Annotated in this window: 13 protein-coding genes; 7 read left to right on the plus strand and 6 right to left on the minus strand. The window is 58.6% G+C overall.

Going from position 1 to position 14,609, the window contains the following annotated elements:
• The first annotated feature begins 24 nt into the window (after nt 1-24).
• Nucleotides 25-1,284 carry a replication initiation protein gene (locus AB1A64_RS01445; RefSeq protein ID WP_366549765.1) on the plus strand — a complete coding sequence of 420 codons (1,260 nt, stop codon included), beginning with the start codon at nt 25-27 and terminating at the stop codon, nt 1,282-1,284.
• Between the two features lie 38 nt (nt 1,285-1,322).
• Here the strand turns inward: AB1A64_RS01445 and AB1A64_RS01450 are convergent, their stop codons facing one another.
• The 3 genes from AB1A64_RS01450 to AB1A64_RS01460 form a co-directional block, all read right to left on the minus strand.
• Nucleotides 1,323-3,629 (minus strand): Tex family protein, encoded by a 2,307-nt coding sequence (locus AB1A64_RS01450; RefSeq protein WP_366549766.1) that lies wholly within the window; start codon nt 3,627-3,629, stop codon nt 1,323-1,325.
• 64 nt (nt 3,630-3,693) lie between these two features.
• Nucleotides 3,694-4,725 carry an Ldh family oxidoreductase gene (locus AB1A64_RS01455; protein WP_366549767.1) on the minus strand — a complete coding sequence of 344 codons (1,032 nt, stop codon included), beginning with the start codon at nt 4,723-4,725 and terminating at the stop codon, nt 3,694-3,696.
• A gap of 85 nt (nt 4,726-4,810) precedes the next feature.
• Nucleotides 4,811-5,749, minus strand: coding sequence for a cytochrome c family protein (locus AB1A64_RS01460; RefSeq protein WP_366549768.1), 939 nt, complete (start codon nt 5,747-5,749; stop codon nt 4,811-4,813).
• Between the two features lie 48 nt (nt 5,750-5,797).
• Between AB1A64_RS01460 and AB1A64_RS01465 the strand changes: the two genes are divergently transcribed.
• Genes AB1A64_RS01465 through AB1A64_RS01475 form a run of 3 tightly spaced genes read left to right on the plus strand, consistent with a single transcriptional unit; the run spans nt 5,798 to nt 8,245 of the window.
• On the plus strand, nt 5,798-6,370 hold the full coding sequence (locus tag AB1A64_RS01465) for an RNA polymerase sigma factor (RefSeq protein WP_366549769.1): 573 nt from the start codon (nt 5,798-5,800) through the stop codon (nt 6,368-6,370).
• Entirely contained in the window at nt 6,367-7,107 is a 741-nt protein-coding gene (locus tag AB1A64_RS01470) for a hypothetical protein (protein WP_366549770.1), read from the plus strand. The genes AB1A64_RS01465 and AB1A64_RS01470 overlap by 4 nt, the downstream gene beginning before the upstream one ends.
• Before the next feature lie 58 nt (nt 7,108-7,165).
• Complete coding sequence (locus AB1A64_RS01475) at nt 7,166-8,245, plus strand: helix-turn-helix domain-containing protein (protein ID WP_366550244.1); 1,080 nt, start codon at nt 7,166-7,168, stop codon at nt 8,243-8,245.
• On the opposite strand, the gene AB1A64_RS01480 is transcribed toward AB1A64_RS01475, so the two are convergent.
• Nucleotides 8,218-9,108 carry a LysR family transcriptional regulator gene (locus tag AB1A64_RS01480; protein ID WP_366549771.1) on the minus strand — a complete coding sequence of 297 codons (891 nt, stop codon included), beginning with the start codon at nt 9,106-9,108 and terminating at the stop codon, nt 8,218-8,220. The two genes, AB1A64_RS01475 and AB1A64_RS01480, sit on opposite strands and share 28 nt — an antisense overlap.
• Before the next feature lie 103 nt (nt 9,109-9,211).
• On the opposite strand from AB1A64_RS01480, the gene AB1A64_RS01485 reads away from it, so the two are divergent.
• The 3 genes from AB1A64_RS01485 to AB1A64_RS01495 all read left to right on the plus strand — a co-directional run bounded on the left by AB1A64_RS01485 (nt 9,212) and on the right by AB1A64_RS01495 (nt 12,347).
• Complete coding sequence (locus AB1A64_RS01485) at nt 9,212-10,093, plus strand: phytanoyl-CoA dioxygenase family protein (protein WP_366549772.1); 882 nt, start codon at nt 9,212-9,214, stop codon at nt 10,091-10,093.
• Nucleotides 10,094-10,234: 141 nt separating this feature from the next.
• Nucleotides 10,235-11,359, plus strand: a complete 1,125-nt coding sequence (gene gmd / locus AB1A64_RS01490; RefSeq protein ID WP_366549773.1) for a GDP-mannose 4,6-dehydratase — start codon at nt 10,235-10,237, stop codon at nt 11,357-11,359.
• Between the two features lie 10 nt (nt 11,360-11,369).
• Nucleotides 11,370-12,347: a GDP-L-fucose synthase gene (locus AB1A64_RS01495; RefSeq protein WP_366549774.1), complete on the plus strand. Its 978-nt coding sequence runs from the start codon at nt 11,370-11,372 to the stop codon at nt 12,345-12,347.
• A gap of 33 nt (nt 12,348-12,380) precedes the next feature.
• On the opposite strand, the gene AB1A64_RS01500 is transcribed toward AB1A64_RS01495, so the two are convergent.
• Together AB1A64_RS01500 and galU are read right to left on the minus strand one after the other, a co-directional pair.
• The gene (locus AB1A64_RS01500; RefSeq protein WP_366549775.1) at nt 12,381-13,457 is read right to left on the minus strand and encodes a DUF2793 domain-containing protein; all 1,077 of its coding nucleotides are present in this window, start codon (nt 13,455-13,457) and stop codon (nt 12,381-12,383) included.
• Nucleotides 13,458-13,663: 206 nt separating this feature from the next.
• Nucleotides 13,664-14,557, minus strand: coding sequence for a UTP--glucose-1-phosphate uridylyltransferase GalU (gene galU, locus AB1A64_RS01505; RefSeq protein ID WP_170394818.1), 894 nt, complete (start codon nt 14,555-14,557; stop codon nt 13,664-13,666).
• Nucleotides 14,558-14,609 lie beyond the last annotated feature (52 nt).

Below are 14,609 nucleotides of genomic sequence, written 5' to 3' on the forward strand. Positions count from 1 at the left end.
CAAAACGAGCAGCCAGGCAGAATCATGCCGGATACACAATTGGATATGGATCAGCTCTCTGGTGCATTGCGCCGGGAGACGGTCAAGAAAAACGTCGCCGCAATTCACATCAGCGGCAAGCTTACTCTGTTGCAGCGTAAGCTCTCGAATGTCCTGTTGTTGAACGCGTATGACGCACTGACCTCGGCGCAGACACATACCATTGACGCGCGGACACTTGCGATGATGGTCGGCTATAATTCAAACGACTTCGATACGCTGCGGGCGAGTTTGCGAGCGCTGGCCGAGACCGTCGCGGAATGGGATATGTTGGATGAGCAGGGCCGACAAGAATGGGGCGTGTCCTCATTGCTCAGCTTTGCCAAGTTGAAGAACGGGGTTTGTGAATACGCCTATTCCCCGGCATTGGCCCAAAAGCTTTACGATCCGAAAATCTATGCCCTGATCAATGTGCAGATCCAAAGGAACTTTAGCTCTGGGCATGGCCTGGCGCTGTATGAGAATTGTTATAGGTTTGTCAGAACCGGTTCTACGGGCTGGTGGGCGCTGGACGTGTTCCGTAAACTCATGGGGGTAGACGGTAGCGACTATTACGGCAGCTTCAAACATCTCAATGCCAAGATCATCAAACCCGCCGTGGCTGAGGTAAACAAAAGTTCGGACATACTGATAGAGCCAGAGTTTCAGAAAAAAGGCCGCACAGTTACGGATATCCGGTTTCGGATCAAAGGCAATCCACAGAAGGCGATGTTCGAAATTGATGACAGCGACGGTGTTCGGAATCTGAAAGTTTATAAGACGCTGCGCAAGCAGGGGGTGTCCGACCGGTTGGCGCGCCAATGGATTGCCGAACATGGCGAAGAATACGTGCAGCAAAAATTGGACTACGTAAGCGGGCAGGGCGGTGTAAAATCAACGGTTGGATATTTGTCTGCGGCTCTGCGCGATGATTTTCAACCGCCTGAAAAGGAAACACCCGCAGAACCCAGTCCCGAGGCCATTGAAGCCGCCCGAATTCGAGACGCCGAAAAAGCACAGGAGGAGCAGGCCTATGCAGCCCGAACGGTTGAACGCGCTGAGCGCTCGCGGAAATTGTCCATTGTTGAGGAGCTGGTTTCGCGACGAAACCCAACGCAGAGAGATGCGGATAAACGCTTGTTCATGGCCGGGCTTGATAATGACTTGGACCGGGAACACTTCCGAGCTCACGGCTGGCGCTCGGGTTTGAACGCCAACGCCATATTCGATTTTTGGGAAGAACTTGAACCGGAAGCGTTCGCCTAAGCGTCTTTAATTGTGGCGGAGAGCATCGACCCAATCCATCATTGGTTCTTCATGGCTGATTTCAGCGCATCCGCAAATGCGTTGTTGTGTGCATTACTGTCAGATTTTGCGCGCTGCGATCCTTTAGGTTTTGATGAGCTGAAATTCTTTTTCGGTCCTCGACTGGCCCGATCTTCGCGGGCTGATGTTCCGCCATCCTTGCGCATGGTCAGGCCAATTCGCTTGCGTGGGACATCCACCTCGACCACGGTGACCTTGACGACCTGTCCGGTCTTGACCACCTCGTGCGGGTCCTTGACGAAGCGGTCGGCCAATTGGCTGACATGGACCAGCCCGTCCTGATGCACCCCGATATCCACAAACGCGCCAAAGGCGGCGACATTTGTCACCGTGCCTTCCAACACCATGCCCGGTTTCAGGTCGGTGATGTTTTCGACACCGTCGGTAAACGAGGCGGTGACAAAACTGGGGCGAGGGTCGCGACCAGGCTTTTCCAGCTCGGCAAAAATGTCCTGTATAGTAGGCAGACCGAAGGTGTCGTCGACGAATTGTTCCGCGCGCAACCCCTTAAGCGCGCCGTCGTGACCCATGATCTGACGGATGTCGCGCCCGCAAGCCGAGACAACCCGGCGGGCCACGTCATAGGCCTCGGGGTGAACTGACGATGCGTCCAGAGGTTCCGACCCGTCGCGTATGCGCAAAAAGCCTGCACTTTGCTCATAAGCGCGTGGGCCGAGGCGGGCGACTTTCAGCAGCTCTTTACGTGATTGAAATGCGCCATTCATGTCGCGATGCATGACAATCGCTTCGGCCAGGCCGGGCCCCAACCCCGAGACATGAGAGAGCAGGGGGGCCGAGGCCGTGTTCAAATCAACCCCCACCGCGTTCACCACATCTTCGATCACCGAGGCCAGAGATTGCGACAGCCTGTGCTGGTCCACATCATGCTGGTATTGGCCGACCCCAATGGATTTGGGTTCGATCTTAACCAGTTCGGCCAGTGGGTCCTGCAGCCGACGGGCGATGGAAACCGCGCCGCGTAGCGACACGTCAAGATCGGGAAACTCACGCGCCGCCAGTTCAGAGGCGGAATAGACCGATGCGCCAGCCTCGGACACAACAACCTTGGTCGGGGCTGAAGCTGTTTTTGGCAGCAGTTTCAACGTATCACCCACCAGTTTCTCGGTTTCCCGGCTGGCGGTGCCATTGCCGATGGCGATCAGTTCAATCTTTTGCGCAGCGATCAGGTTCAGAATGGCGGCCTGCGCGCCGCGTAGATCGTTCTTGGGCTGAAAGGGATAAAGCGTATCGGTCGCAACCACTTTACCCGTGGCATCCACCACCGCAGCTTTGACGCCGGTTCGAATGCCGGGGTCCAGACCCAGGGTTGCCTTTGCGCCCGCCGGGGCCGCGAACAGTAAATCTTTGAGATTGCGGGAGAAAACATTAATAGCCTCATCCTGCGCCCGGCTGCGCAGATCCGCCATCAGTTCGACCATCATCGACAGCGACAGTTTCACCCGCCAGGTCCAGCCCGCCACCTTGCGTAGCCACAGATCTCCGGGACCGACCCCACGTGTGTGCAGGTGCGCGGCGACAATCGCTTCGGCACGGGCGGCGCCAGTTTCGGGTTCAGGCGCGATATCCAGCGTAACGATCCCCTCTTTCGAGGCCCGCAGCATCGCCAACGCACGATGCGACGGAGTTTTTGCCCAAAGCTCCGAATGGCTGAAATAGTCGCTGAATTTCGCGCCTTCCTGTTCCTTGCCGTCAATTACCTTTGAAGTCAGCAGGGCCTCTCGCTGCATGAAATTGCGCAGCTCACCCAGAAGGGCGGCGTTTTCGGTCAGCCGCTCGGTGATGATGTCCCGCGCGCCGTTCAGCGCGTCTTTGACGGTTGCCACTGCTTCGGTGACATATCCCTGCGCCAGAATTTCTGGGTCAGCCGACCGATCCGCAAGAATTGCGTCGGCCAAGGGTTCCAGCCCATTCTCGCGGGCGATCATCGCCTTGGTGCGGCGCTTGGGTTTGTAGGGCAGGTAAATGTCTTCCAGCTGCGCCTTGGTGTCGGCCTGCGCGATGGATTTGACCAGATCGTCGGTCAGCTTGCCCTGGTCCTTGATCGAGCCCAGGATCGTCTCGCGCCGCGCTTCCAGTTCACGCAGATAGGTCAGGCGGTCGGACAGGGTGCGCAGTTGGGTATCGTCCAGCCCACCCGTCACCTCTTTGCGGTAGCGGGCGACAAAAGGCACGGTGGCCCCTTCGTCCAGCAATTTCACCGCGGCCCCCACCTGTTCGGTGCGGGCGTTAATTTCGGTGGCGATGGTGCGGGCGATGCGGTCCAAGGGGGCCTCCTGAATATGTCTGGAGGGACTTCTTAGCCAGCCGCATCGCCAAGGGAAAGGGGCTTTAGCGTGCCTGAGCCTGTTCGGCCAAAGCCTGCAGATCATCATGCAGGGTTTTGGAAATCTCGACATAGCCGCGTTCGGTGTTGCGGGCCCGCGCGGCAAAGCGCCGTTGCGAGGGCAGGCGGGCGCCCTGGTCGGTGATATCGGCAAACAGACGTTCGGCACGGGTATCATTCTCATCGACCCGACCGCCGCTGAGCTGTGCAGGATCGAAGGCCAGCAGGATTTCCCCATGATAAGGCGCGCCGCCTGCGCCATTTGCGTATTCCATGCTTTCCAGGCTGGTCAGGTCATCAATCAGCGGGCCAGCCAGTAGCTCGATCATGATCGACAGGGCCGAACCTTTGTAACTGCCAAAGGTCAGCATGGCTCCGTCCATCGCGGCCTGCGGATCGGTGGTCGGGTTGCCGTGCTTGTCGATTGCCACACCCTCGGGCAGGGGTTTACCTGCGCGGCGGTACAGCTCGATTTCTCCGCGGGCAAAAGCGCTGGTGGCGAAATCAAAGGTAAACGGGTCTTTGCCCTGACGCGGCCAGCTGAAAGCCAGCGGGTTGGTGCCAAGGCTACCACGCGTGCCGCCGGCTGGGGCAACCCAGGCGTGACTGGGGCCCATCGCCATCGCCGCCAGACCGACCGCGGACAGACGCTCCACCTCGGGCCAGAGTGCCGAGAAATGGAAACACCGGTTGATCGCCATGGCGGCGATGCCGTGGGTGTGGGTTTTTTCGATCAAAACCGGCAGTGCTTTTTCGAACGCCAGCAGGGACATCCCGCCCTGCGCATCAACCCGAACAACTGCGTTATCCGACGGTTCAAGGACTGGCTCTACATGCCCGTCGATCTGCCCCGCTTTTATCGTGTCGGCGCACATGAACAGGCGGAACAATCCATGTGACTGGCAATCGTCGATTTGACAGGTGGTTAGCGTATCGGCGATCGCCGCGGCATGATCTGGCCCGAAACCAGACGTGGTCAAAATAGAAAGGCTGAGGTCTCGGATTTCGTCCAATGACAGTTTGACCGTTTCGCTCATGCCCTGCGTCTCCCTCATCGTGGTTGAGACAAGGGATAGCGTGGCAGAGCGGGCAAAGGAAACCCAGTTTTAGCCGGGTTCGGGATCAGCCCTGCGCTTCGGCCTGCAGGTACGCGATCAGGTTGGTGATATCCTCGTCCTTTTTCAGGCCGGGAAACTGCATCTTGTTACCGGGGATCGTGCCGCGCGGGTCGGACAGGAACGCGGTCAGGGTGTCAGCGGTCCAGATGATGCCCGACTCTTGCAATTGGGCCGAATACCGGAACCCGTCCGCCTGTCCGGCTGTGGCGCCGATAACCCCGTGCAGCGATGGACCGACGGTGTGGCGGTCTTGCTCAAGCTTGTGGCACGCGCTGCATTTGCGGAACACTTTCTTGCCCGCCTTGATATCGCCGTCAACAGCGGCAACGGCCACCGGGGCGGCAGAGGATACGGCGGCCTGTTCGCCGTCCATGTTGAATATCAGCCGGGCTGTCACCGGAACCGCACGGGTGATGCCGGGCAGGCTGGCCAGCTCCATCAGTTTGTCGACACCCGCATTCACGCCTGCGTCTTCGGTGCTGATGAAAACCATGTCGTTGGTCGACACCATCACCGAGGTTTCGGAAAGACGGGCCACAAACATCTCGGCGTCGAAGGCCACATCCGTTCCGATTAAGGACAACACGGCCTCGGCGTCGACCGTAGTTGTTTCGCCAACGCCCAGACCCGAGACCTTGGCCATGTCAAACGTGGCCGTCAGCCCAGCGGTGCCCGCTTTGCGAAACACATGCTCGATCATGCGTTCGTTACGGATGTCGATATTGGTCTCGACCGAGGACAGGTCGATCTGAATCTCGGCCTTGCTGTCCGGGCTGACATGACCGCTGAGATTGGTGAAGGAATTGACCTCGCCCACGGTGTCTTTCTTGATGGTCCCATAGGCCAGATGCGATCCTTCGGGGACAAGGGTCCAGCCGTCCGCCAGCGGCGGGGTTGCAACAATTGCCGACGCAATCGTGACTGCCTTCAACAGAAGTTTCATTTCTTTCCTCCTCGGGTTATGTCAGTCCTGACCCCGCGGGCCCGGTCCGTGGAAAGCAAACACACACAGGTCGCGATTTATTCGATGGGTGGTGAGATTAGTTCGGAACAGGCCGTGCGCGGCGCGATCCAGATGCATTCGAAACGCGTCTGGCGGTTTGGGCTGGCACTGTCCGGCGCATCCGACGTGGCCGACGATCTGCTACAATCCACATGTCTGCGCGCGTTGGAACGACACCACCAGGTCACGTCACATGACCGGCTGGATAGCTGGCTGATGACGATCTGCCGCTCGATCTGGTTGAATGAGGTGCGGGCGCGTTCGGTTCGCAAGGCGCAAGCGCTTTCCGTGACACCCGAAGCAGACTTAATTGCACCCGGAAACGATTCAGAAACGAATATTTTCGCCACTGAAGTGTTTACAAAAGTGATGCAGTTGCCAGAGGCGCAGCGGGAGACGGTCGTGCTTGTGTTCGTCGAGGGCTATAGCTACCGCGAAGCCGCCGCGTTGCTGGAGGTGCCGATAGGAACTATCATGAGCCGGCTGTCCAATGCCCGGCAGAAACTGAAAACTGTGATGCAGCATGAGGCGGCAGACGCCGTTCGACGGAGTGGCAAATGAAGTTTTCCGATGAGACGCTGATGGCGTATCTGGAAGGCAAGCTGGATGAGGCCGAAGCCGCCGCGATCGAAAGCGCGGTTGAGGCGGATCCCGCATTGGAACAGCGCCTGATGGCGCTGGACCCGTTCGCACCTGTGGTGCAGGCGGTTTTCGAACGTGTGCCAGTGGAAACGCCCCAGGTTGATTTGCCACAGCCGGTGGTCCCGGTCGTGCGAGCCGGTGGTGGGCTGCGTCTGCTTGCCGTTGCGGCTTCGGTCGCGATCATTGCCGCGTCGGCGACCTTTTGGGCGACGCGCCCCGAGCCGCTGGGCTGGGTTCAACAGGCAGCGATTTACCAGTCGCTCTATGTGCCGGAGACGATTGCGTCGCTGGACAGTTCCTCTCAGGCTTTAGACGAGCAGTTCGCGCAGGCTGAGGCACAGCTGGGTCGGTCGTTGAACCGCGAAGAGCTTGAAACCCTGCCGGGGATGGAGCTGAAACGCGCGCAGGTCCTGTCATTTAAGGGCAAGCCGTTGGTTCAGGTGGTGTTTGCCGATGCGGAAGGTCGGCCCTTTGCCTTTTGTGTCATCCGACAGGGTGAGGGCGCGCCGAACAAGGACGTGCAACAGGCCGTGCTGAGCGGATTGGCCACAGCCAACTGGGCGCAGGACGGATATGGCTACATGCTGATCGGCAGCAACGATCAGACCGATCTGAGCGGTCAGCTGGATTTTCTTACTGAAAGATTTGCGGGTTAAACGCGTAATGCGCAAAAACGTCTTGTAAAGCGGGGCAAATCCTCGAAATATAATGGGTATGAAGAAAAAGCCCGTCATGCCTGATCCGGATGAGGACGCCGATGCGGTAGGCCCTCCCAGTATCTATGATGTGGACCCACCCGAAGACGATGACTTGTGGTTTTTGCCGCCCGAGGATGAGGAGGCGGTCGAGGATTTTTTGCCCCCAGGCCCGAAAGTGGATCGCCGTTTGCTGTTCGATCCGCGCGATTGGTGTGCGGCACAGGCCGAGCTGTCTTTTGAACTGGCCGACCTGGCGGCAATTTTCGGTGCTTTGGATGAGAGGTTGCGGGCCGGGCCGGATGGATGGACGCATCGGCTGGCGCTGATGGATGTATCCGATCTGGGCTGGTGGACCGGGGACCGGATCAGTGTTGACCGGCTGGCGTTGTGGACCGGTCTGCGGATCGGTGCAACCGGTGATGACGTTCAGGCTTTGTTTCGGGCCGGTTGGGCGGTACGGCGTTTAACTTCCGGACCGGGCCCGTCTTCGGATGGGTGGGAAATTGGCCTGACCGCCTTTTTGGATCGCATGGCGCAAGGTATCGAAGACATCCCCGAGGCAGTGGCCGATCTGGCAGAAGTGATGCGCAATGCCGAAGGCTTGCATCCGGTGACGCAGGCGGCCATGGGGTTCCATGCCTGGCGCGCGCTGTCCCAGGGGATCGGGCAGGATACCGAAGCCGCAATTATCGCGGCCCGCCACGCGGCAACGATGGGGCGGGGCGGGGCGATGTTCATGCCTTTGGCGCTGTCCGGTCCCGGGGCGCTGCGTGGGGCAGGCGAGGTAAACGAAAAGCTTTCGGCCTGGATCAGAGGGGCAGGGCAGGCGACCCTGGCCGCGCTGATGCATCTTGATCGGGTCAGCGCCTGGGAACACCGCGCGCGCGAGGCGACCAGCGGGCTGAGCGGCCGGACACCGCCTTTGCTGATCGATGTGCTGACGGCTTGGCCCATGGTTTCGGCACCACTGGCCGAAGAACTGACAAAAGCGTCACGCGCAGCAATACAGCGGAATATCGACCGGTTCACCCGGCGCGGCCTGATCCGCGAGGTGACAGGGCAGGGGCGTTACCGGGTCTGGACCGCCGCATTGTGATCCAGCAGCCATTCGCGAAAGGCACGCGCCGGTGGCCGCAGGGCTGCGCGGGATGGGTAGACCAAATGGTAGGCTTCGTGACCCGCCACCTGAATGTCGGGCAGGCAGGGGACAAGGCCCGACAATTCCATGATCCGATCTGATGCCGGAGAGCGGGCCAATGCGATGCCGCCGCCACTGGCCGATATCTCGGCCGCCATCAGGGAATTGTCGGCAAAGAAAAACCGCGCCTGACCTGTCGGCAGGCGCAGGATATCGAAAAGATGCAGCCAGCTGGCGCGGTGGGTTGAGACCTCGATCAAAGGGAACCGGAACAGATCTTGGGGGTGCTGAACCTGTTTGGCGATATCTGGCGGAGCTACGGGATACAGGCGTTCATGCAACAACACATCACTGTCCGCGCCATAGAGCGTCGGATTGCCGAACACGATCTGCAAATCGGTGAACTGGTTGGCGAAATCTGAAACCAGATTGCCGGTGGTCAAAGACAGACTGATCTGCGGATGCGAAGCGTGAAAGTCTGGAAGCCCACTGGCCAGAATGCCGTGCGCATAAAGCAGAAGAGATTGCACAAACAACCGCTGTTCCCGCGTTTCACCGAACAGCCCTGTGGTGGCGGTTTCCAGCATCAGCAGCGATTGTTGAACCGATGGCAGATAGGCCCGTCCTGCCTCGGTCAGGGTTACGGCATGGGCGTGGCGGTGAAACAGCGGCGTGCCCAGTCGCGTTTCCAACGCTTTCACCTGCTGGCTGACGGCTGCAGCCGACATGTTTAACTGCGTGGCCGCGCGGGCAAAGCTTTCGGTACGGGCGGCGGCCTCGAACACGCGTAGCCAGTTGAGCGAGGGAATACGGGACGACATGGGGGTAGGCTAAGCTGAACTTAGCCTAACGGGCAAGAGGTTGTGCGCTGACTATGTGGCGTTCCGGCCTATCCTGCGTGAACCATCATTCAAGAGGTGCCTCATGCCGCAATCAGCTAACTCACCCCACGCCCTGACGGTGAACCAGTCCGAGAAATATTGGGAAGACGGATTTCTGTTCCCTCTGACGGTTTTTTCTCCCGATGAGATCGCGGAAATCCGTGCAGAGTTTGAACAACTCGAGACAGACTGGCTATCCGCCGATCTGCCTTTGCCTCTGAACACCTACAAGCGTGTAAACGCGCATCTGGTCATCCCCTTGGCCGCAAGGGTGGCGCAGGACCCGCGGGTTTTGGATGTGGTCGAAGGCGTTTTGGGCCCGGATATCATGGTCTGGTCCGCCGAGTTTTTCGTCAAAGAGGCCCAAACCGAACACACGGTGGGAATGCATCAGGATCTGACCTATTGGGGCATGGGTGAAACACCGGATCAGGTGACCGCTTGGATCGCGCTGTCCCCGGCCACGGTCGAAAGTGGTTGTATGGATTTCGTGCAGGGCAGCCATAAGAACCCGATCCTGCCGCATAACGACACCTATTCCGACACCAACCTGTTGTCGCGCGGGCAGGAGGTTGCCGTTGATGTAGCAGACGAAGACAAAACCCATATCGAGCTTGCCCCCGGTCAAATGTCGCTGCATCACGGGCTGACTATTCATGGCTCGGGTCCGAACCGATCCGGTGATCGCAGAATTGGTCTGGCGATCCGCTATCTCAACCCCAACGCCCGGCAACTGATCGCGGATCGCGACTATGCCATGTTGGCACGCGGTCAGGACGAACGGTCAAACTTTGTCCATGTCGCCCCCCCGAGCGCCGCGTTCTCTGAACAATCGCTGGCTCTGTACGAACAAGTACGCCGGGATCAGAGCAAAGCGTTGGCGGATGGTGCTAAAAGCGATGTGCCGCTCTACGGGACGTCCTGACGTTAAATAGTGACGCATGCGCAGGCTGGCGGTTTACAGCCGCCAGTATTTTCAGTGATTTAATGCGTTGGGTTGCATTCCGCGAGTTCTTGCTGTTTCTGAGGTGGAAAAGATGCACACAGTATTTCGTGGGAAAATAAGATGACGAAAAAGGCGTTGATTACAGGTATTACCGGGCAGGACGGATCCTATCTGGCCGAATTCCTGCTGGAAAAAGGTTATGAAGTTCATGGGATTAAGCGCCGGGCGTCGTCCTTTAACACGCAGCGGATCGACCACATTTATCAAGATCCCCATGACCCCAACCCCAAATTGCACCTGCATTACGGCGATCTGAGCGACACGTCGAACCTGACGAGAATCATTCAGGAGGTGCAGCCGGACGAAGTTTACAACCTGGGTGCGCAGTCTCATGTGGCAGTCAGCTTTGAATCACCGGAATACACGGCAGATGTAGACGCCATCGGAACACTGCGCCTGCTGGAAGCGATCCGATTTCTGGGGCTGGAGAAGAAGACGCGGTTCTACCAGGCGTCCACATCCGAGTTGTATGGTCTGGTCCAGGAAACGCCGCAACGTGAGACAACTCCGTTCCACCCCCGTTCGCCATACGCGGTGGCCAAGCTGTATTCTTATTGGATCACCGTCAACTATCGCGAAGCTTATGGCATGTATGCCTGCAACGGCATCCTGTTTAACCACGAAAGCCCACGTCGCGGCGAAACCTTTGTGACCCGCAAGATCACCCGCGGTCTGGCAAATATCGCACAAGGGCTCGAAGATTGTCTGTACATGGGCAATATCGACAGCCTGCGGGATTGGGGCCACGCGAAGGATTATGTGCGGATGCAGTGGCTGATGCTGCAGCAGGACAATCCCGAGGATTTCGTGATCGCAACCGGCGTGCAATATTCGGTGCGTCAGTTCATCGAATGGTCAGCGGCCGAGCTGGGTATCACGCTGGACTTCTCGGGCGACGGCGTGGATGAAATCGCGACCGTCACGAAGATCGAAGGGGACAACGCGCCAGCTTTGAAACCTGGCGACGTGATCATGCGCATCGACCCGCAATATTTCCGCCCGGCCGAGGTGGAAACGCTGTTGGGCGATCCGTCGAATGCGAAAACCAAGCTGGGCTGGGAGCCCGAGCTGACCGTGCAGGAAATGTGCGCCGAGATGGTTGTCGAAGACCTGAAAACCGCGAAACGCCATGCGCTGTTGAAAGAGCATGGTTACGAACTGCCGGTAAGTCTGGAAAACGGCTGAGGAACACGACATGCGCAAGATTTACGTAGCAGGTCACCGCGGTATGGTAGGTGGCGCAATTCTGCGCCGTTTGCAGGATCGTCAGGCAGCCGGTGAAGCGCTTGAGTTGATCACGCGTACACATTCCGAAGTAGACCTGACCGATCAGGCCGCCGTGCGCGACTTTATGCAGGCTGAACGTCCGGATGTCGTGATCCTTGCCGCGGCCAAGGTGGGGGGCATCCACGCCAACAACACCTACCCGGCGGATTTCATCTACGACAACCTGATGATCGAGTGTAATGTGATCCATCAGGCCTTTGCCGCCGGAGTGAAACATCTTCTGCAATTGGGTAGTTCCTGCATCTACCCGCGAGCTGTGCCACAGCCGATGCGCGAGGATGCGTTGCTGACCGGAGAGCTGGAGCCCACGAACGAGCCCTATGCTGTTGCCAAGATCGCCGGGATCAAACTGTGTGAAAGCTATAATCGGCAGCACGGGGTCGATTACCGCTCGGTCATGCCCACGAACCTGTATGGTCCGGGTGACAATTTCCACCCCGAAAACAGCCATGTTCTGCCCGCCCTGATCCGCCGTTTTCATGAGGCGCAGCGCGATGGTCTGGACGAAGTTGTGATCTGGGGCACCGGCAAACCACGCCGCGAATTCCTGCATGTGGACGATATGGCCGAGGCGTCGCTGTTCGTGCTTGACCTGCCGCGCGATGTCTATGAGGCAAACACTCAACCGATGCTGAGCCACATCAACGTGGGCTGTGGCGAGGATATCTCGATCGCGGAGTTGGCTGCGTTGGTGGCCAAAACAACCGGCTACACCGGGCGGATTACGCAGGATGTCAGCAAACCGGACGGCACCATGCGCAAGCTGATGGATGTGTCCCGTCTGGCCGACATGGGCTGGCGCGCGCGCGTTGGGCTGGAAGACGGCATTCGCGAAACCTATGCTTGGTTCCTGGATCAGGCAGCGGCGGATTTGCGGGCTAAGTAACCGCCCGGACCGGTGCCCGGGCAGTTCGCTCCATCAGAACCAGCGACCGATGGCGATTGCTGTTGGTGCCAATGCGGTGGCATCGCTGGTGGTGGCCAAAATCTTGAAACCTACCTGTGTTTCGGTCGGGGCGTCGAAACCGATGAACCGATTGCTGGCCCCACCGCCGCCGCTGACCGAAATGGTTGAGCCGGTTGCAAAAGTCATCGGGAAATCCCAGACTGCCGCGCCGCTTGCGAAAAGCGCGCCATCGGCATTTGTGCAGCCTGTTGCGGGCAAGGTGACGGTGCAAATCTGCGTTCCATCCGCAAAGCGCACGTAGTCGCCATTAGGGGTCGAGCCCCGCTCGATCACCGCTCCGCCTGGTACACCGCCATTTTCAGAAACGGGCCCTAACAGGTTGCCTGGGCCATAACCGTAGTCAGCCCGCATCAGGCGCCCGGGTGTGATGTCTTCAGGGCTGGCCTGAATTGCCGCGCCATCTGCAATGCCGGTCGTGGGGTCAAAGCTTAGTGCGTCAGTCCAGTTGCTGCCATCGGGAGAGACTTTGATGGAAAAGCCTGTAGTGCCCGACAAACCCATCTCGGCATGGCCGGTCCAATTGGACTGAAACAGTAAGGACGCGGTGTCGCCTGCACCGGCCTTGTTGATTTTCAGCTGGTGCCCACCGCCTTCGTGGCTGAGCAATGTGGCCGGGGATCTAACCGACAGGCGGTTCGTGCTGTCATAGCTTGTGGCGATACCCAGTCCGTCCATATTCTGCGTCGCTACCGGAGGATCGATCCAGGCCCCACCGTCCCAGACTTTCATTTGACCGGTGCTTTCATCCCATGCGCGCCAGCCTGTGCCGGGCGCGGCGAAATACCAGGCGTTGTCCAGCCAAGTAGCTAACATTCCGGCCTGACCTGTCCAATCCCCTGTTGGCGCGACGCCCAATGCGTGAACCACACCCTGGTCTGGAACGGCAGGTGGGGTCGACGCGTTTGTCGAGGCCAGGCTCAGTTGGGTAACCACATCCAGCTGTCGCAGCGCCTCGTTATGGGTGACGTGTTTCTGAGCCTGCGAGGGTTGCAGAAATGGAAGGCTCAATCGGGGTGAATTTTGTGGCACGGGCGTCCTCCTGTGGCTGTCGATCCGATAATTGCATTGCGCGCCACATTGCCGTTTGGTGGATGAATCCCATCTAACCGTGCCGGACGCCCGTAAAACCAATTGCTAACTTTTCAGAAGCATCAAAAAAGCCGAGGCGCTGAACGCCCCGGCTTGTGGAAATGCTGTACCGAGGGACACCCCGGTCGGTGTGCCGTCAGAAGTTGTTACTGAGCAGCCTGATCCGTCGCCACAACGTCGCGCAGATACTGGCTCAGGTCCTCACGCAAATCCTGGCGGGCCAGTGCGAATGCAACCGTGGCCTGCAGGAACCCGGATTTTGAACCGCAATCGAATCGCTGTCCGTTGAATTTGTACCCAAAGACCGGCACACCATTGCCAATATCTTCGGCGATAGCATCGGTAAGTTGAATCTCACCACCGCTGCCTCTTTTCAGTTGGTTCAGATTGTACAATACCGACGGCCCCAATACATAGCGGCCGATAACGGCCAGGTTGGATGGCGCATCCTCGGGATTTGGCTTCTCGACCATACCGCGTGCGCGTACGACCGTCCCGATATTCTCACCTACGTCCAACACACCGTAAGCACTGGTCTTGTCTTCGGGAACTTCCATGGCTGCCACCATGTTGCCGCCGGTTTCTTCATAAGCTTCGATCATTTGCTGCAGGCAAGGCTTGTCGGCTGCAATCACGTCGTCTGGCAACATTACCGCGAAAGGTTCGTCGCCGATCAGTCGACGGGCGCACCAGACCGCGTGACCCAGACCCAACGCTTTGTGCTGACGGATATAGGCAATCGCGCCACTTTCCATATTGGTGGCGTTCAGCGTTTCCAGCAGGTCTTCCTTGCCTTTGGCTTTCAGCTCCTGCTCAAGCACCAAGTTGTGGTCGAAATAGTCTTCTAGTGCAGACTTGCCGCGAGAGGTCACGAAAATGAATTCAGTGATACCGGCGGCACGCGCTTCGTCGATGGCGTATTGTACCAACGGGCGGTCGACCAACGTCATGATCTCTTTCGGGACCGACTTTGTCGCGGGCAGGAACCGCGTACCAAGCCCTGCGACGGGGAAGATCGCCTTTGTGACCTTACGTGTCATTTGACCTCTCAAGTTACTAAAACAATGTCTGACTGTTAGCGTACTACGCGGG

The sequence above is a fragment of the Ruegeria sp. ANG10 genome, assembly GCF_040705255.1.
Classification (GTDB): domain Bacteria; phylum Pseudomonadota; class Alphaproteobacteria; order Rhodobacterales; family Rhodobacteraceae; genus Ruegeria.

What these genes read in the sequence shown, in the direction of transcription:
- AB1A64_RS01445 (WP_366549765.1), top strand. Translation starts at nt 25, where the DNA reads ATGCCGGATACACAATTGGATATGGATCAGCTCTCTGGTGCATTGCGC.
- AB1A64_RS01455 (WP_366549767.1), bottom strand. Translation starts at nt 4,725, where the DNA reads ATGAGCGAAACGGTCAAACTGTCATTGGACGAAATCCGAGACCTCAGC.
- AB1A64_RS01460 (WP_366549768.1), bottom strand. Translation starts at nt 5,749, where the DNA reads ATGAAACTTCTGTTGAAGGCAGTCACGATTGCGTCGGCAATTGTTGCA.
- AB1A64_RS01470 (WP_366549770.1), top strand. Translation starts at nt 6,367, where the DNA reads ATGAAGTTTTCCGATGAGACGCTGATGGCGTATCTGGAAGGCAAGCTG.
- AB1A64_RS01475 (WP_366550244.1), top strand. Translation starts at nt 7,166, where the DNA reads ATGAAGAAAAAGCCCGTCATGCCTGATCCGGATGAGGACGCCGATGCG.
- AB1A64_RS01480 (WP_366549771.1), bottom strand. Translation starts at nt 9,108, where the DNA reads ATGTCGTCCCGTATTCCCTCGCTCAACTGGCTACGCGTGTTCGAGGCC.
- AB1A64_RS01485 (WP_366549772.1), top strand. Translation starts at nt 9,212, where the DNA reads ATGCCGCAATCAGCTAACTCACCCCACGCCCTGACGGTGAACCAGTCC.
- gmd (WP_366549773.1), top strand. Translation starts at nt 10,235, where the DNA reads ATGACGAAAAAGGCGTTGATTACAGGTATTACCGGGCAGGACGGATCC.
- AB1A64_RS01495 (WP_366549774.1), top strand. Translation starts at nt 11,370, where the DNA reads ATGCGCAAGATTTACGTAGCAGGTCACCGCGGTATGGTAGGTGGCGCA.
- galU (WP_170394818.1), bottom strand. Translation starts at nt 14,557, where the DNA reads ATGACACGTAAGGTCACAAAGGCGATCTTCCCCGTCGCAGGGCTTGGT.